The organism is Lactobacillus sp. ESL0791 (assembly GCF_029433255.1).
Taxonomy (GTDB): domain Bacteria; phylum Bacillota; class Bacilli; order Lactobacillales; family Lactobacillaceae; genus Lactobacillus.
In genome coordinates this window covers 1,655,294-1,673,183 of record NZ_JAQTHU010000001.1, presented here as the reverse complement: position 1 = coordinate 1,673,183, position 17,890 = coordinate 1,655,294, and the positions used below count along the sequence as shown (strand labels likewise).

Below are 17,890 nucleotides of genomic sequence, written 5' to 3'. Positions count from 1 at the left end.
GGATATTATGGCTAGACAAGTTAAATTTATTGCTGCTTGTGGTGCGGGAGTTAATTCTTCACACCAGATTAAAGATGCAGTGGAAGCAGAAATGAAAAAGCGCGGTTATAACGTCAAAGTTGATGCTTATATGATCAAGGACGTTAATGAAGATTTGTTGTCGAATTATGATGGCTATTTGACAATTGCAAAAACGGATCTCTCCTTTACACCAAAGATTCCTTTAATTGATGCTGGTGCGATTTTATACCGAATTCCGGCAATGGCTAAGCCTGTTTATGACAATGTTGAAAAAGTTGTTAAGGAAGTTAGTGCACAATAATCTATTTGAAAGGAAATAAAAAATAAAAATGAATGGAATAATTAATTTCGCTAATTCTCTTTTTAAACCTTTAATTGATATGGGTGCCGCAACCATCATGCTGATTGTGTTGACCCTGATTGCCGTTTTATTTAGAGTTAAATTTAGCAAGGCTCTAGAAGGCGGTATGAAGTTAGCGATTGCGATTACTGCAATTGGCAACATCATGAACATGTTGACGACTTCGTTCCAGCAACCGATGCAGCAATTTGTTAAGCATACCGGTATCCACATGGATATGCAGGATATGGGCTGGGCACCTCTAGCAACGATTACCTGGGGCTCGCCCTATACGCTGTTTTATTTGTTAGTGTTAATTATTTTAAATGTTGTTTTACTGGTACTGAATAAAACCAATACACTCGATGTTGATATTTTTGATGTTTGGCACCTAGCTTTTGACGGTCTGTTCTGTGTTTACGTTGGCGCCCCGCTGTGGCTGTCAACACTGCTGGTTATTTTCATTGGTACTATGAAGATTATTAATTCTGATTTGATGAAACCGACATTCAATGATCTTCTTGATGCTCCTGAAGGCAACCCAATGACCACGACGCACATGAACTACATGATGAACCCAATTATTATGGTCTTCAATAAGTTCTTTGATAAGTGCCTGCCATGGCTTGATAAATTTGACTTTGACTCAACTAAATTAAATGAAAAAATCGGCTTCTGGGGAAGCAGATTTGCCATCGGTGTTTATCTAGGAGTCTTTGTTTCCTTACTTGCCGGCAATAATTTTGCCACCGAGCAGGGTTGGAAAGACATGTTTACCCTATCATTTGTTGGTGGTTCATGTATTGAATTATTCTCTGTAATCGGTTCATGGTTTATCGCTTCGGTTGAGCCGTTGTCACAAGGAATCGCCGACTTTGCCACGAAGAAGTTTTCTGGACGTACGTTCAATATCGGACTTGACTGGCCGTTCTTGGCAGGACGTTCCGAAATCTGGGCAGCTGCCAATGTTCTGGCACCAATCATGATGCTTGAAGCCATGATTTTACCAGGCAACAGATTAATGCCGTTAGGAGGAATCATTGCCATGGGTGTAACGCCAGCGTTGCTGGTTGTTACCCGCGGTAAAATTATCCGGATGATTATTATTGGGACGATTGAATTACCAGTCTTCCTTTGGGCCGGAACGATGGTTGGCCCGTTTGTTACTAATATGGCGCACTCAGTTGGTGCTGCTATTCCTGCACATACGCTGGTTTCCGATACAACGATGGAAGGCCCTGTTGAAAAATACTTGGCATTCTTAGTTGGTAATGCTTGGAAGCAGCACGGCATGTTCATTCTTTACGCAATTCTTGCACTGGCTGCTTACCTATTACTGTTTTGGTGGTATGCTCGTGAAATGAAGCAGCGCAACGCTGAATACGCAGCAGCAGCTGCTAAGGCCATTGAAAAAGCTTAATTTGATTAATTTTTGTCGAAGGTGATTGGATTGAAAAAAGCAAAAGTAACAGCACAAGAAAAATCCAGGAGAAATCGCTTGTTTTTGTGGGCAATCTTTGTCGTGATGGTCAACTTGTTGAAGTTGGTAATGAAAAATTGGTTGACGAATTTAGTTGCAATGGTGGGGACAATTTATGCATTATACCGCATTGTTGTCTATGACAATCCGAAAAATCGCCTAAGTCAAAAGTATTATGACTGGAAAGGCCATAAGTTAAATAAGAATAATTAGTGCTTTTAGAAAGTCTTGTTAAGATTTAATACCATTATAATGTACGCTGTTATAATGGTATTACTTATGTGTAGGGAAAAGACCGGCTATTTTATGAAAGAATTTACTACTTTATAAATTTGTTGTGAAAAACTTTACGGGAATGGGATATTTGCTTTTCAAGTGGTTGGTATCAGTATATAATCAAGATGTATAAAATGTTTAGATTACCATAAGGAGAATAAAATGATGAGAACAATTTCACCAGAGGTTGCAAAACACATGGAAAACTTGTCGACGGACAAGGGTGTAATCAGTGCATTGGCAATTGACCAGAGAGGTTCATTGAAAAAGATGCTGGCCAAAGCTGCTAACAAACCAGCAGATGAAACCACGATTGTTGATTTTAAGAAGGCAATTTCTAGCGAACTGACACCGTATGCGTCGGCAATTCTGACGGATCCGGAATATGGTCTGCCAGCTACCAAGCTGCGGGACAAGAACTGCGGGCTGCTGCTTTCATACGAAAAGACCGGTTATGACACAACCAAACCCGGCAGAATGCCTGATTTGATTGCTAACCAGTCTGGTTTAAGGATCAAGAACGAAGATGGAGATGCTATCAAGTTCATGCTTTACTATGATCCAGATGAGGGCAAAGAAATTAATGATAAAAAGCAAGCCTTCGTTGAGCGTGTCGGCGCTGAAGCTAAAGCAAATGAATTACCATTTTTCTTGGAAATAGTAACTTATGATGCCAATATTGCTGATGTAAAGAGCGAAGAATTTGCTAAGGTTAAGGCTGATAAGGTCTTGGAGACGATGAAAGAATTTTCTAAGCCTGAATATTGCGTTACGGTTTTGAAAGTAGAAATTCCGTTTAACATTAAATTCGTTGAAGGTTTTAACGGTGATAATAATGCGATTTACAGCCAAGAAGAAGCTAAGGACTTGCTCAAGAAACAATCAGAGATTACTGATTTACCATATATCTTCTTGTCTGCTGGTGTAACTTCAGAAGAGTTTATTGCCGAAATTAAAATGGCCGAAGAAGCTGGTGCTGACTTTAACGGTGTTCTTTGCGGCCGTGCCACATGGAAGCCAGCAATCAAGCCATTTGCTGCGGAAGGCGAAGAAGTTGGCAAGAAATGGTTGGCAACTCAGGGTAAAGCAAACATTGAAAACCTGAACGCGGCTTTAATCGGGGCTAAGTCATGGCGTGAGAAACTAAAAGTTAAGTAAAAAATTTATGACTATAAAATGAATCCTGTTGATGAGACCTTCGTTGTGTCTTGTTAACAGGATATTTTTTACGGAAAAAGGATATTATCTGGATAAAGGCAATAGTACCAAGGTAAATATCATAGTTAGTCAAAGAAATACCAGATAAGCGATGTAATAATTTATAAATGGATTAGAATTATCCAAGTTACTGAGCTAGTGAATTTAAAAGGTCAAGTATCACTATCAAAGTTCTTCTTTGGAGTTCAGAATGTAGAGCAAAGTATAGATGGAATTTATGAATTTTAATTTTTTATTATTATATTTACTAAAACATTTTAAAATATTGGCGAGAATCTCAAGCATATCATTTTCATAACATAACTTATAATACTTTATTTAATGCGGTATGTATGGATAAGATTTTTAGCCTGGCTAATAATCAAGTAGGGCCACGGATTAATTTAATAATATAATTAGCTGCATGCCACTTATATAAAAGATAATCTAATAATTGTTATATAGGTATTCAATAATTTTATTTAATGAGCTATAATATAATTATGAAGCGCTTTCTAGTCAAAAATGTATTGGTAAGATTGCAGAGGTTTTATTTATGACTAGAAATAATAAAAATGTTAAACAAAAATTTGCTGGTGAGCATTTTAATACCTGGTCGATTAGACATTTAGGTAAGGGTGCTGCATCCGTAGCAATTGCTACTGGAATTTTGTATGCTGTGCTGCCAGCACAGACTGCCAATGCGGCAACTACGAATGTTGATAAGCAAACAAGGAAAACTATTCATAGGAATAAGGTGAAGAAACAATTTCAAACAGTAAATGATTTAACTACTAATGATACTGAAACTACAGATACTAATAGCAATACAGTAGATATTGACGAAAACAAAACAGTAGACACGGATAAAAATAAAACTGTAAATGCAGATGTGAATACGAATAAAAAAGTTGATGTCCAAGATGAAAAAAGTGATCCGGCAGTAACTGATGGTATTACAAGTATTACTAAGCAAGATAAATATTTTGAGATTACTTATAATAATGGTCAGGTAGCACGGCTTTACATTTTAAACAACAAGACTTTTAGGTATTACGTTGATCCAACTAAAGTTTATGGGGATCCTGTACAATCCAAAGATGGGTTAAATGCTAAAATTTTCGCTGACGATGTCAGCGTTGAAGGCACCGATGGTTTAGCGGCCACAACTTTAGAGTCAACCAGCACAGGCTGGTCACTTAATACTGGAACAATTGTGATTAACTTTGATAAAACGAAGGGCACAATGAGTGTCAATAAAGGCCAAAATACTGTTTTACAAGAAACTAAACAAGTTGAAGTGAAAGCAGATAAGACTACTGAGACACTCAAAGATGATCCGGGAAGCCACTACTACGGTGGTGGTACACAAAACGGAAAATTCAATCTTGATAGGGAAAATGTGCGAATTGTTAATACTAATAATTGGGTAGATGGGGGCGTAGCCTCGCCTAATCCGTTTTACTGGTCAACTAAAGGTTATGGTGTATTGCGAAATACCTTTAGGCCAGGCAATTATGATTTTGATACTTCCCAAGATGGAACAATTGCGACAACTCATAATGAAAATCGTTTTGATGCAGTTTATTTCTTTGATGATCGGCCGTACGATTTAATTCATGATTATCAAGAATTAACTGGTGAACCGGCTTTGACGCCGATTTATGGCTTTTATGAAGCACATTTGAACGCTTATAACCGTGATTATTGGGTAAAAGTTGATTCAAACACTCAAGGCGCAATTAAATATCCGGATGGCAACTATTATAAAGAATATCAGCCAGATGCTCTTCCAGCAGGAGATAAAAGTACGGCTATTCGAGAGACTCTAAATGGTGAAAAAGGTGGCACTGATTATCAATTTAGTGCACGAGCAATGCTTGATCAATATCTAAGCCATGAAATGCCGATTGGTTGGTTTTTGCCTAATGATGGCTATGGTGCTGGTTATGGTCAAACCAATACCTTAGAAGGTAACATTCAAAATTTGAAAGATTTTATTACCTATGCAAATAGTAAGGGCGTTCAGGTTGGCCTTTGGACACAGCAGAATCTTTCACCGGTGGATCCAGCTAATCCGCAGCCAACAGACCGTGATTTTGAAAAAGAAGTAGAAGCAGGTGTTGTAGCTCTGAAAACAGATGTTGTCTGGGTTGGTTATGGATATTCTTTTGGATTGAATGCTACACAAACTGCTGCTAATATGATCAAAAAAATTAAAGGTGATGCTGTAAGACCATTTATTGTTTCTCTTGATGGTTGGGCCGGTACGCAGAATACGGCCGCTGTTTGGACAGGCGATGAAACTGGTGGTAAATGGGAATATATTCGCTTTCAGATTCCTACTTACATTGGTGAGGGACTGTCTGGTCAACCAAATGCCGCGTCTGATATGGATGCTATTTTTGGTGGTGGCGATCCGGTTATTAATGCTCGAGAATATGAGTGGAAAGCCTTCACACCAATTCAATTAAACATGGATGGCTGGGGCACTAATCCAAAGAATCCTTTTGCTTTTGATGATAAGAATCCAAATGTTACTAAGATTAACCGTGCTTATTTGAAGCAAAAGACCATGCTCATGCCTTATATTTATAGTATGGCCTCCGATGCAACTACTCAAGGTAAGCCGATGGTTAGGGCAATGTTTTTGGATTATCCTAATGAACCAGAAGCTTATACTGATTTAGTTAAATATCAGTACATGTGGGGTGACAATCTTTTAATTGCACCGATTTATCAAAATACGGCAATGAAAGCTAATGGTGATGACGTTCGTAATGGGATTTACTTACCAAATAAAGATCAAGTTTGGATTGATTACTATACTGGCAAAGAATATCAAGGTGGACAAGTAATCAATAACTTTGATGCGCCGCTTTGGAAGTTGCCAGTCTTTATTAAAGCAGGAGCAATTCTTCCAACGGCACCAGCAACTAATACACCAAATGATTATTTAGCTAAAAGAAATCAGCGGCAATTCCAAATTTATCCTTCAGGTAGTAGTGAATTCAATGTCTATGAAGATGATGGAATTTCAGCTAAGTATAAGGAAGGTAGTAAGGCTAGCACTTTAGTTAAGAGTGTGCTGGATGGCAATAAATTAACGATTAATGTGGCACCAACTACAGGTAACTATGATGGAATGGATAAGAATCGGACAACAGAATTTGCTATCCGGACTAAAAAGGAACCAACAGCAGTGACAGCTAAAGTTGGTGGGCAAACTGTAACTTTGACTAAAGCTACTAGTTTAGCTAATTTTAATAGTGGGACTAATGTTTACTATTATGACCAACATTATCTGACCAATTCCTATTTATCAGATGCTGGTGCAACGGGACTGGACCAATCATTCTTAAGAATTAAATTAGGTCAAACAGATGTTAGTCAAAATAGCATTCAAGTTAACGTTGAGGGCATTGATGAAACACCGAATATTACTAATACAATTCCAGCTGAGGATGCAAGCATTAAAGTTCCGACAAATGTTAAACAAGATACCAGTAAGATTACGCCAACAGCTATTGGTGTAACTTGGGATGCAGTAACTGGTGCTACCAGCTATAATGTTAAGGCAGACGGTGTAGTTTATACAGGCCTCACAAACCCGAATTTTGTATTAAGTGAGATTAAACCGAAAACGGAGCATACGTTTCAAGTACAAACGGTTACGGCGAATGGTGTTTCAGCATGGAGTGAAGAACTGAAAATATCATCTACAGAAGATCCATTGAAGAATGCAGTTCAGATTAATTACGATAATACTATCTCAGGCGATAATACTAGACCAGGCTTAGGAACAACAGATGACAAAATTTGGCAAAGTGGCTATCCTGTTAAGAACTTATTTGATCATGACTTAACAACTATGTCGCATACCTTGTGGTATCCAGATGCGGGCTTAAATGCAACACCGCTAACAATTACTGCTCATCTTAATGGGATTACCAATTTAGATAAACTAGTATATGTCCCGCGTGATAATGCTGGTAATGGGAATATTTCGGGAATGAATGTTCAAACAAGTATTGATGGCATTCATTGGAATGAGACTGATGCCTCGGGTTGGAATAAGGATGCCAGTCAAAAAGAGATTAAATTTGCTCCTGGAACTAAAGCCTATTATTTGAAATTTACAATTCCAGCTGGAGTTACGACTGGTAATTTCTTCTCTGGACAAGAAATTTTGTTATATCAAAAGGATGGTACTGATGTGGTACTTCCAGGAGACATTACTGGTGACCATACAATTGATTCTAACGATGAAACTTCACTTCATAACTATGTTGGTGAAACCAAGGGTGAAGATAATGACTTTGATGGCTACGTTGAAAATGGTGACCTTAACCAAAATGGTGTGATCGATGCTTTTGATATTGATTATGTAATGACGCAAGTTGGTGATCGGGCTAACTTTGGTCCTGATGGTAAGATTGTTCCATCTGGTAAATTAACCATTAAAACCGATAAGACGAGTTATAAACGTGGCGATACGATTACAGTTACTGTCAGTGGCTTTAATCTTAACCATGTAAATGCTCTATCGTCATGTTTACCATATGATAAAGATGAACTAGAATTTGAAAGTATTGAGAATGGTGACTTGACAAGTGGCATGGTTAGTTTTGCCAAGAACAAGACACACTCAGATGGTTCAACTGATGTTTACGTTGATTACAGTAATCGTGGTGAAGCACCAAGAATAAATAATGGTTATGGAACAGTTGCTGTTATCAAGTTTAAGGCGCTTGAACCGATTAATGGTAGAAGTATCTCATTTGTGCTTGGTGATCAAATGTTGGCTAACCAGTATGCAATGGAATATGAACCAGCTGATTCAAGAATGGTTACTGTCAGGGTAAAAAGTGAAGATTCTTCGAGTACTGGAAATAGCGGTTCGAACGGTTCTTCAGGTAGTAATGGAGGCAATACCTCAAACGGCTCTGACGGAAGCAGTGGGTCAAATGGTTCTTCTTCAGGTAACAGTGGAAGCGGCAGTTCGAATGGCTCTTCAGGTAACGCTGGGAGCAATACTTCAAGCAGTTCTACTGGAAGCGGCAGCTCGAACGGCTCTTTAGGTAGCACTGGGAGCAATACCTCAAGCGGTTCTACTGGAAGCAACGGTTCAAACGGTTCTTCAGGTAACAATTCAAACGGCAGCTCAAATGGTTCGTCAACTCCTAGTGGTAGTAATCATAATCATGTAATACCGATTGCTAAAGAAAAGAAAAGAATTAATCATAACGCTTATGTCTATGATAATAAAGGAACCAAGATTAAGCATAGCTTTTTGAAAGCTGGAGAAAAAGTAGTTATTCAAGGGATTGTTACCATCAAAGGTAAAAAATTCTATGATATTGGTAACGATCAGTATATAATTGCTAAAAACATTGATGGCACTAAACGCAAATTAAGGCATAACGCTTTTGTTTACAATAGTAAGGGTAAACGGATTAAACATAAAGTTCTGAAAAAGAATGTAAAGGTTAAAGTATATGGTAGTGCGATTACAATTAAGCATCATAAATATTATGTAATTGGCAAAGGAAGGTACATTAAAGTTAATAATATTAAATAAAGTAGTATAAAGAACTTAAACATAGCTTTAATTGTTGCCAGATTATGGTTTGCTAAAGGCTAAGTAAAAAGTTTAATCAACGTAAAAATGGCGTGCTTCAGAGCACGTTATTTTTGTGTAGGTGAATGTTTTAGGGTTGTAGTCTGCAAATCATCAATTATTTTTGTAAATTTTAGTGCTTTTAGTGAAAATTTTCTGAAAAATTTGGTAAAATTTATTTTGTTATCGTATTTTTAGTTTATTTTTATTATTGAGTGAGAGTAAAGATGTTTAAGATTGTTGCTTATGGTGTTCGTAAAAATGAAGTGCCATATTTTAAAAAGTTAAATAAATATAATTATGATTTAAAGCTGGAGTCGGACCTGTTAACGCACGACAATATTGATACGGCTAAAGGCGCGGATGCCGTCTTGCTGCGGGCCAACTGCAAGGCTGATGCCGTTAATCTTGCCAAACTGAATGAGTGGGGCATTAAGTATATTTTTACCCGTACGGTTGGTTACAACCATATTGACTTGAAAGCTGCGGCCAAATACGACATGAAGGTGGCGCGGGTTCCGGCATATTCGCCATATGCGGTTGCCGAGCTGGCTATGACCTTAGGCATGATGCTTTTTCGCCATACCAATTTAGCTGCTAACGAAACCAATCAGGGCGATTTTCGTGTTCGCAGCAGCATGTTTGCCCGGGAGATTCATTCAGGTACGGTGGGAATTATCGGCACGGGCCGCATTGGCGCGACCGAGGCCAAGCTTTATCATGGCATGGGCACGACGGTTTTGGGCTATGATCCATATCCAAGTGATTTTGCCAAGCAATTTGTAACCTTCGTCAGTCAGGATGAATTGTTGCAAAAGTCCGATATTGTTTCAATTCACACACCCTATTTTCCTGGAAAAAATGATCAGATGATCAATGCCGAATTTTTGAATAAAATGAAGGACGGGGCAATTTTGGTTAACACGGCCAGGACGCAGCTGGCGGATTATCCAGCAATTATTGCGGCTATTAAATCGGGCAAGCTTGCTGGCTTTGCGACCGATGTTCTGCCGAATGAAACGGCTGTTTTGGGCCATAAGTTTGATGGTGAAATTACAGATCCGTTGGCCAAACAGCTGCAGGAACTGTATCCTAAAGTCCTGATGACGCCGCATATTGGTTCATATACCAGCCCGGCTCTGACCGACATGATTCGGATCAGTTACGAAAACTTTCACCAGGTCCTAAAAACTGGTCACACTAATAATGATGTTAAGTTGAGTTAATCACGATCACATAAATTATAAAATTCAATTTTGACTTAATTTAGCCATAGTAAAACCCCGAAGTTAGTTGATCTAATTTCGGGGTTTTAGCTTCTTTGCTGAAAAACTATTTAAAATTACTAATTATCACGGAAAGCATCTTGGCCAAAGTAGCCGCATCTTTTTCGCTCATGCCGGCGATGATCTGCTGATTAACATCATTCATTACGTCATAGATCTCATCGATCCGCGCGACCATCAACTTTTGTGCTTGACTTGTCAGAGCGAGCGTGACCTGTCTGCGGTCACTTTCAAGGTGGCCGACTTCAACCAGGCCCGCTTTTTCTAATCGCCGCACAATACTTCTGATTGTCGGATGACTAAGAACGAAGCGATCCGCTAATTCCTTCTGAATTACTGGCTGCTTTCCTGCTTCATACAGGGAAACGAGCAGCATACTCTGTACGCCAGTTAAATTATAATCACTAAACAAGTTCAAAATCCGCTGGTTCAGTTCTTTTTCAATCAAAGTGTTGGCAATCTTAATTTGTGGTCCAATTTCTCTCGTGAATTCTTGCATTTAGTTACCTCACAAGTATGTAGTTTACTAGATTATTTTCAAAATACAACTTGTAGTCCGAATTCACGGCTTAAATCGGACCTTTTATTAATTTGTCAGCACTACTTGTTTTCTTCCTTGGCTGTCGGTAAAAAGATTGAACCGATCAAGCCGATAATTGCAAAAATAAGCATTAGAATGAAACCCCAGCGGTAACCTCTAGCTAAGGCCACACTGTGATTAGCACCGGCATTAGCCGAACTCAAGGTAATTACCAGCATGGCTAATGCTGTGCCAAGCGACCCGCCAATCTGCCTGATTGTTGATGAACCGGCATTGGCGTGTGCGGTCAGTTGTCCCGTAACTTGATTAATTCCGGCGGTAAAGGTCGTCATCATGGTAAAGGAAATACCGACCATTCGCAGGGCATAACAAAGCCCGATTACTAGCAGACTAGTTTGCGGATTGAACCAGAGCATTGGAATTGTTCCCAGTAAAAGCATGGTAAAGCCAAATAAGGACAGTTTTTTAATTCCCATCTTGTCATACAGACTGCCGGACACCGGATTGCAGACAATCATTATCAAAGCCCCGGGCATCATAACTAAACCAGAAGTGAGGGCCGTTTCGCCGCGGGTTGTCTGCAAATAAAGCGGCAGAACTAGTTCAACGCCAACCATCGCAATATTGCTGATTGTGCTGAGGAGGGTACACAGGTCAAATTTCAGATTCTTAAATACCCGAATGTCTAATAGCGGTTCCGTTAAGTGTAATTGCCGCCGGCAGAACAGGTACATGATTACCAGGCCAATTACGAAAACCAGTCCTAGTGTTAGGGTTATTTTGCCCGTATTGCCAATTTCTGACAGGGCATACAGAATCATCCCGAATCCTAAAATTGACTCAATAAAAGAAATTACATCTGTACTGCTCATGTGCGGCGTCGTGATATTTTGCATCGCGAAAATTGCACAAAAGCCGGTAATCCCACTAACAATGCTCAAAATAATAAACAGCATCTGCCAACCGGAATATTTTAAGATTAAACCGGAAATTGTCGGCCCAATAGCTGGTCCAAAGCCGATTACTAAACCGGTAATTCCCATGGCCATGCCACGCTTTTCCGGCGGGAACATCATTAAAATAACGTTCTGAATGAAAGGCATCAGGCCGCCCGCAGCAACTGCTTCAATGATGCGCCCTGTCAATAAAACCGGGAAATTTGGTGCGAACACACAAATAACTGAACCAACAAAGAAGATGCCCATCATTGTCAAATAATTCTGCTTCAGGCTAAAAGATTCATAGATCCATGCGGACATCGGAATCATTAACCCAACCACAAGCAGGTAGGCGGTTGTTAGCCACTGGGCTACCCCCTGACTAACACCAAAAGATTTCATGATGGTTGGCAGGGCATTATTCAAAAAGGTTTCCGCTAACAGTGCCACGAAAGCCCCAAAGAGTAACACTACCATCATTAGATTACGTTTTTTAGCGGAGATTTGTTTAATCTTATTCGCCATTTATTTTCTCCTTTTTGTAGTAAACTACACTTTTGCTTATAAAATATTCAAATTCAGACAATTGCCCTGCTACTTTTGCTCGGCCATCGCTTCAACGGCCATTCTGCCCGAATTGATCGCAAAGCCCATTGAATTACCTGGCAGTGTGAAATTGTAGCTATCGCCGTAAATCGTGTTAGCATCCTGACCTGAGCAATACAAACCTGGAATAATTTGATTGTGTTTGCCAAAGACGCGCATGTTTTCATCAGTGCGAATTCCGCCCAAAGTAGCATAGGCCGCAAGATAAAATTTCCCCACAATATAACCGCCTTTACCGCTAATTGCTCGCAAATATTTTGCTGGTTTGAAGAATTGCGGATCTTGGTGGGCAGCACACATCTTATTATAGTCGGTGACCACCTGAGTCAATTTACCAGTCGGAATAGCTAACTTTTCGGCTAATTCGGCTAAAGTGTTAGCTGCAATAATTCCTTCATAATGTTCAGCAGCTGCCCGCTTAATTTCATCTGGAATCCCGCCAAAAGGATTGCCAGGGGAAACGATATTGACAATATCTACGCCTGTTTCCATATATTCATCCAGCATTTGACCGTCCATGATGCAGTAGGCGTAATGACCAGGCTGCAGCATCAAGGCATTGCCGGTATAAGTCGTATTACCCATTTCGGCTTCGTTCATAAAACGTTCGCCGTTTTGGTTAATCAGCAGGTTAGGCTGTCTTAGACCGGCATCACTGTGGAAGTAGCGGATATTATGCGGCAATGAAAAAATAGTTTCGACCGTTTCTGAAGCCTTGTCTTTCTTGGCTCCGGCCTGCCACATCATCTTTAAACCGTCGCCCGTGATTCCAGGAACCTCAAAGTCAAAGAAGTCCTCATTTAGGTTCAGCCCCAGCTCATCGTGCAGCATCTCTTTATTTGAAGCAAAGCCGCCAGTGGCTACCAACACAAATTTAGCACTTACTTCATAAGTCTGATTACCGCTCTGCGCAACTAAGCCAGTAAGTCTTTCACCTGTTTTTACAAGACCAATTGCCGGTGTTTTCAAGTAAAATTTTGCTCCCAGTTTTTCTGCCTGATGATACATCCGTTTATTCATCCATGATGCGGCAGCAGGGCCTGGAGTGCTGCCGTCTTCCGGCTGCACAATATGCCACGTAGCATTTGCGCCCTTAAAATAAGGAAAGGCGCCAGCAAATTTGACACCCATGTTTTGCAGCCACTTAATTGTTTCGGCAGACTTAGCAAAATATTTCTTAACTAAGGCACCATTGACCCGGTAATGAGTATAATTCATGTGTTCGGCAAACGCTTCTTCAACTGAAATATCATTAAAATTATCTTTTTGAATCTGGGTGTCAATTCCCAGTGGCCCCATGCCCATGCTGCCAGTGCCGCCGACATTGGCATTCTTTTCAAAAACTACGGCCTTTAAGCCGTGCTCGCCAGCTGTCACGGCGGCTGCAAGACCTGACGGGCCCGCACCGATAATTGCAACGTCTGTTGTAATTTGCCGGGTGGCAGCAGCTTTTTCTTGCTTAACGCTTTTTTCGGCATGCGCAGTTACACCTGCACCTGCCTGCACTAAGGCCTTTTTTACCGCATTCTTGATGCCCGCAGAAGTCATTGAGGCCCCGCTAATTGCATCAACATCATAAGTCTGCTGTTGGACAATTTTTGGGGGCAACTGTGCTAACGGGCTATCGGCAATTCCGTTTGTTTCGGATTGCGCAATTATTTTAACCTGAAAAATTTTGCCATTTTGTACTGTAACAGCAACCTTTATCGGGCCGCCATGACCATCAGCCTGGTCATTATATGTACCATCTTTTAAATGCATCGTCACTAATTCACTCCTTATTACGATACTTGTTAAATCAATCACTTCGACTTAACATCGGAATTATAGCACTGCACTTTTCTTCTAGCAATAGTGTAGCGTGCTACATTTTATAAAAATTTTACCGTAAGCAAAAACCCAAAGTTAAATGTCTTACTTTGGGTTGCAGATTATTTTTTATTTCCGTTTTGCTATTTAAACTGATACTTGCTGATCTTTTGCAGATATTTTTTCCTTCTGGCTAAAGAAGAATTCGTGATGCCGCCAAAGTGCAGCCAGTGCCGGTCGTGCATCCCCAGCTGGCGCAGGGTCTGATTCATGAAGACATGTTTGATGGCGTTGCCGGAAAAAAATCTAATGTAGAATTTTGGTGAGGTGGAGCTTGTTAAAACATAGGTATGCTTGATATTGGTCAGCTCACCATGCACACCGGTTTTTGAAATTGTGTGCGACAGTCCCGGACCTTCTTTCATCACTTTATCGATGAAACCCTTGAGCATACCCGGAATGCTGTTCCACCAAAGCGGCATGATGAAGATAATGGACGAACATTCTTTAAGAAGTGCAAGGTAGTCAGTTACAAGCGGATCGTGGGTCTGACCGCTGTGAAATAAGCGCAGCTCTTCCTGATCGTAGATCGGGTTAAAGTGTTCGGCATAGAGGTCAATTATCTGGTATTTTCTTTCTATGTTATTCAAGTTGTCCGTGACGGCTTCCAACACTGCATGATTAAAACTCTTTTCGTAGGGATGGCAGTAAATGATTAAAGTGGTCATTATTTTTCACCTCCCAGCAATTCCTGTAGAGTAGTTTTGACAAGTGTTTTGTCGTAATGGGTCACACCGTTTTGAATAAGAAAAGCGTAGCCCTGAATGAAGGACCAAATTTGAATGAAGAAGTCCTGCTTGGAAGTTCCGGACTTTACGTCTAGGTCAGCAATTAGGGCCCGTATTTTTGCCAAAAACGGGTAGGCACTGACTTCAGAATTGAGGGCAGCAACGGCCGCTTCGTTAAAGAAAAGAAAGTTCATGATGTTGGGATGCAGCTCAACCTGTTGAACGAAATAGTCGGCAATTTGCAGAATTTGGTTAGCGGGTTTCGGGGCAGTCAAATTAACCTGGGCAATAAATTCCTGCGACAGCTGGCTGGTAACTTTTTGGTACAAGTCTTCCTTGCTTGCAAAGTGCTTGTAAAAGGCGCCGGTGGTTAGGCCCAATGAGCTGGTCAGTTTGCGCAAGGACAAGTTTTGGTAGCCCTGCTTGTCGATGACATTGATAGTTTTGGTGATTAATTCTGTTTCAGTATTTTCCATTTTTTCTCCTGGATAACGATGTTATCTAAATTATGATAACACCGTTATCCAAGAAAGACAAATAAAAAACCGCGGTTCCGAAGCGAACCACGATCTTACAAAGATTAATCTTCTACTTTTTTGGCTTCATTCATCGCCTTGGTGATTGACGGGTTCTTGGAATGACAGTCTTTAATCATTTGCAGGTCTTTTTCGTCTAATTTAACAACGTATTTGCTCATTTTCCTTCTTCTTTCTGTAAAAATTATAAGTTAACTATAGCACGATTGTGCAATATTTGCATTGAACTGTTGCAGTTATGTTGCAGCAGCTAGTGCTTAGAGACTTATTTGGCTTATGCAAAAACAGCAGAATTCTTGTTTTAGCAGGAGCTAAACCGCATTCAGGCTTATTTTACAATATTACAAAATTTTTCGTTAAGTAACCGCATCTTAATGTCCGAGTAGGCTTTCTGTTATGCTTCTGAAATTTTATGGTTGTAGTATGTAGACAATCAATTTGGTGATGTGAGAATTTTTTCAGCCAGATTGTGCATGTGTATTAAATAAGGAGAGAATTTTTTTGAAAATCAAATCTATCTTAGTTAAGCAAGCAGCAGTAGCAGCATTATCAGTTGCGGGAATAGTTGCTGTAAATAATGTAAGTGCAGATAATGCACAGGCAGCGACTGTCGCAAATGATGCCAAGGTTGTCACGGTCAACTACGTTGAAGGCAATACAATCAAAGTTTGGGACAGCTACAAGCATCCTAAGGCTACTGGACAAGTTTTATCAAGTAATTCTTCATGGAAAGTTATTAAAACTGCACGTGACAGTGCGGGTCATAAATGGTATGATCTCGGTAAAAATCAATGGGTGATGGCCAAGTACGTCAATCCGGGCTACGAGCCGGAAAACGCAGCACCTGCTGCAGACGACCAAACTTCAAACACTGTTAATGATGCTAATGATGCTGTTAGCACCAATACGGCAGCTACAGACAATGTGACAGCAACGCCTAACGTTGCTTCGGATTCTGACGCAAGTGCCAAGGCATGGATTGCTAATCAGGAATCCGGCGGCTCATACAGTGTACAAAATGGTCAATATGTCGGCAAATATCAGTTATCAGCTTCATATCTTAACGGTGATTATTCCGCAGCCAACCAAGAACAGGCTGCAGATAATTATGTTACTAGCCGTTATGGTTCATGGGCTGCAGCTAAGGCTTTTTGGCAGGCTAACGGCTGGTATTAAAATCGTAAAAATTTAACAGTCAAAAAGATAGTTCTGCGGAGCTATCTTTTTTTAGCTGTCCGGATAGAAAGCAACGGTAGATTAATCTGTTTGTAATTTTGTAGTAAAAGATTTTAATTGGATATGTGTTAAAATAAAAAATAATAAGTTAATTAAATTATCACTGTCAAGGGAGAATTATGAAAAAAAGCAAATTAGTTGTAACTGCTTTGAGTACGCTCTTTTTATTTACAGGAACAACATTAACTACGGCTAATCAAATTCAAACCGTTCAGGCCGCTAGGACGCAGGGCCATGTATTTGTCAGAGGAAAGAAAAATATTCGGCTGTACAAGGGAAATGGCAAGAGTTCGCACTATTTTGCCGTTCCCAAGAAAAAATATGCTTATTCGGCCAAGAAATATTTGAAGATTGGCAGGAAAAAGTATTTGGCATACAGAATCGGCAACCAATCCCAGTGGCTGTTGGCCAAAAAAGCGCGGGTCGTCAAGCATCAAAATAAGCCGGAGCCCAAGCCGCAGGAACCAGCAACGGCTTACCAAGAAGCCAAGATGAAGATGCCCGATGGCTATACCAGAAGCGAGCTGCTCAAGGCCTATCAAGGACATCCCAGCCCAGCATTTATCCTTGCCTCAATGAAAGGCATGGATAATAACAACTTCAGCCGCAGCCAGATTTCCGAGAGCAAGGAGGACGATGATACAATTATTAATCCGGCTGCCCTTACCTTGGATCAGAGCTTAGAGTTGTCTCAGTTTTCCTTGCGTCTGATTAATGAGGCGAGAAGCGATCTTGGCCTGCGGCCGTGGACCTACAGCCTGGGAACGCAAAAATTGGCGGACGATATCTCCAATGAATACACGCAAAATAATAAAACAATTCAGGATGGTCATTACGTTCAAGGCATTGTCCGTGCTTGCAAGGCCAATGGCTTAAACCTTGATGACAATTATATTGAGGATATGGCCGGTTTTTATAATCTGAACCAAACGATGTCAATCACCGAAATGAAAAAAAACATTTACTTCGGTTTGAAACAAATGCTCTTTGGTTATACCGGCAGCGGCGAAGAACAGCGGGCTCAGCAGGATTATTATCAAGAATGGGAACATGCTGGTGACCTGTTTAACACACAAGGTTCCACACATGATGGTGATTACGACTATTTTGGCTTTAGCATCTCCCGTAATAATAATATTTATTCGCTGCACTTCATCAACGTGGCAACATTTATTGTCGACAGTAAGAAGTACAATACATCTTTTAAGCCGTAACG

General features: G+C 40.2%; 13 protein-coding genes. 8 read left to right on the top strand and 5 right to left on the bottom strand.

The genetic code is table 11. The annotated features are described in order from the left end of the window. Positions 1–7 precede the first annotated feature (7 nt). From PT285_RS08080 to PT285_RS08055, 6 genes are all read left to right on the top strand, one after another. The gene (locus tag PT285_RS08080; protein WP_277149496.1) at positions 8–322 is read left to right on the top strand and encodes a PTS fructose transporter subunit IIB; all 315 of its coding nucleotides are present in this window, start codon (positions 8–10) and stop codon (positions 320–322) included. 28 nt (positions 323–350) lie between these two features. Beyond that, complete coding sequence (locus PT285_RS08075) at positions 351–1,781, top strand: PTS transporter subunit IIC (RefSeq protein ID WP_277149494.1); 1,431 nt, start codon at positions 351–353, stop codon at positions 1,779–1,781. 21 nt (positions 1,782–1,802) lie between these two features. Continuing rightward, complete coding sequence (locus PT285_RS08070; protein ID WP_277150661.1) at positions 1,803–2,054, top strand: hypothetical protein; 252 nt, start codon at positions 1,803–1,805, stop codon at positions 2,052–2,054. Between the two features lie 228 nt (positions 2,055–2,282). Further along, the gene (locus tag PT285_RS08065; RefSeq protein ID WP_277150659.1) at positions 2,283–3,275 is read left to right on the top strand and encodes a tagatose 1,6-diphosphate aldolase; all 993 of its coding nucleotides are present in this window, start codon (positions 2,283–2,285) and stop codon (positions 3,273–3,275) included. 595 nt (positions 3,276–3,870) lie between these two features. After that, positions 3,871–8,895 carry an SLAP domain-containing protein gene (locus PT285_RS08060; protein ID WP_277149492.1) on the top strand — a complete coding sequence of 1,675 codons (5,025 nt, stop codon included), beginning with the start codon at positions 3,871–3,873 and terminating at the stop codon, positions 8,893–8,895. A gap of 266 nt (positions 8,896–9,161) precedes the next feature. Beyond that, entirely contained in the window at positions 9,162–10,160 is a 999-nt protein-coding gene (locus PT285_RS08055) for a 2-hydroxyacid dehydrogenase (protein WP_277149490.1), read from the top strand. 106 nt (positions 10,161–10,266) lie between these two features. Here the strand turns inward: PT285_RS08055 and PT285_RS08050 are convergent, their stop codons facing one another. From PT285_RS08050 to PT285_RS08030, 5 genes are all read right to left on the bottom strand, one after another. Next, entirely contained in the window at positions 10,267–10,719 is a 453-nt protein-coding gene (locus tag PT285_RS08050) for a MarR family winged helix-turn-helix transcriptional regulator (protein WP_277149488.1), read from the bottom strand. A 101-nt stretch (positions 10,720–10,820) separates the two neighbouring features. After that, entirely contained in the window at positions 10,821–12,224 is a 1,404-nt protein-coding gene (locus PT285_RS08045; RefSeq protein WP_277149486.1) for an MDR family MFS transporter, read from the bottom strand. Positions 12,225–12,293: 69 nt separating this feature from the next. Next, positions 12,294–14,066: an FAD-dependent oxidoreductase gene (locus PT285_RS08040; RefSeq protein ID WP_277150657.1), complete on the bottom strand. Its 1,773-nt coding sequence runs from the start codon at positions 14,064–14,066 to the stop codon at positions 12,294–12,296. Between the two features lie 191 nt (positions 14,067–14,257). Next, positions 14,258–14,842, bottom strand: coding sequence for an NAD(P)H-dependent oxidoreductase (locus PT285_RS08035; protein ID WP_277149484.1), 585 nt, complete (start codon positions 14,840–14,842; stop codon positions 14,258–14,260). Continuing rightward, complete coding sequence (locus PT285_RS08030; protein WP_277149482.1) at positions 14,842–15,378, bottom strand: TetR/AcrR family transcriptional regulator; 537 nt, start codon at positions 15,376–15,378, stop codon at positions 14,842–14,844. Before PT285_RS08030 ends, PT285_RS08035 begins: the two co-directional genes overlap by 1 nt. Before the next feature lie 561 nt (positions 15,379–15,939). Between PT285_RS08030 and PT285_RS08025 the strand changes: the two genes are divergently transcribed. Next, positions 15,940–16,614 carry a hypothetical protein gene (locus tag PT285_RS08025; RefSeq protein ID WP_277149480.1) on the top strand — a complete coding sequence of 225 codons (675 nt, stop codon included), beginning with the start codon at positions 15,940–15,942 and terminating at the stop codon, positions 16,612–16,614. A gap of 179 nt (positions 16,615–16,793) precedes the next feature. Next, positions 16,794–17,888 (top strand): SEC10/PgrA surface exclusion domain-containing protein, encoded by a 1,095-nt coding sequence (locus PT285_RS08020; RefSeq protein WP_277149478.1) that lies wholly within the window; start codon positions 16,794–16,796, stop codon positions 17,886–17,888. Positions 17,889–17,890: the final 2 nt, after the last annotated feature.

Excerpts from the sequence above, each read along its gene's own strand:
- PT285_RS08080 (WP_277149496.1), top strand. The coding sequence starts at position 8 with ATGGCTAGACAAGTTAAATTTATTGCTGCTTGTGGTGCGGGAGTTAAT.
- PT285_RS08075 (WP_277149494.1), top strand. The coding sequence starts at position 351 with ATGAATGGAATAATTAATTTCGCTAATTCTCTTTTTAAACCTTTAATT.
- PT285_RS08065 (WP_277150659.1), top strand. The coding sequence starts at position 2,283 with ATGAGAACAATTTCACCAGAGGTTGCAAAACACATGGAAAACTTGTCG.
- PT285_RS08060 (WP_277149492.1), top strand. The coding sequence starts at position 3,871 with ATGACTAGAAATAATAAAAATGTTAAACAAAAATTTGCTGGTGAGCAT.
- PT285_RS08055 (WP_277149490.1), top strand. The coding sequence starts at position 9,162 with ATGTTTAAGATTGTTGCTTATGGTGTTCGTAAAAATGAAGTGCCATAT.
- PT285_RS08050 (WP_277149488.1), bottom strand. The coding sequence starts at position 10,719 with ATGCAAGAATTCACGAGAGAAATTGGACCACAAATTAAGATTGCCAAC.
- PT285_RS08045 (WP_277149486.1), bottom strand. The coding sequence starts at position 12,224 with ATGGCGAATAAGATTAAACAAATCTCCGCTAAAAAACGTAATCTAATG.
- PT285_RS08040 (WP_277150657.1), bottom strand. The coding sequence starts at position 14,066 with ATGCATTTAAAAGATGGTACATATAATGACCAGGCTGATGGTCATGGC.
- PT285_RS08035 (WP_277149484.1), bottom strand. The coding sequence starts at position 14,842 with ATGACCACTTTAATCATTTACTGCCATCCCTACGAAAAGAGTTTTAAT.
- PT285_RS08030 (WP_277149482.1), bottom strand. The coding sequence starts at position 15,378 with ATGGAAAATACTGAAACAGAATTAATCACCAAAACTATCAATGTCATC.
- PT285_RS08020 (WP_277149478.1), top strand. The coding sequence starts at position 16,794 with ATGAAAAAAAGCAAATTAGTTGTAACTGCTTTGAGTACGCTCTTTTTA.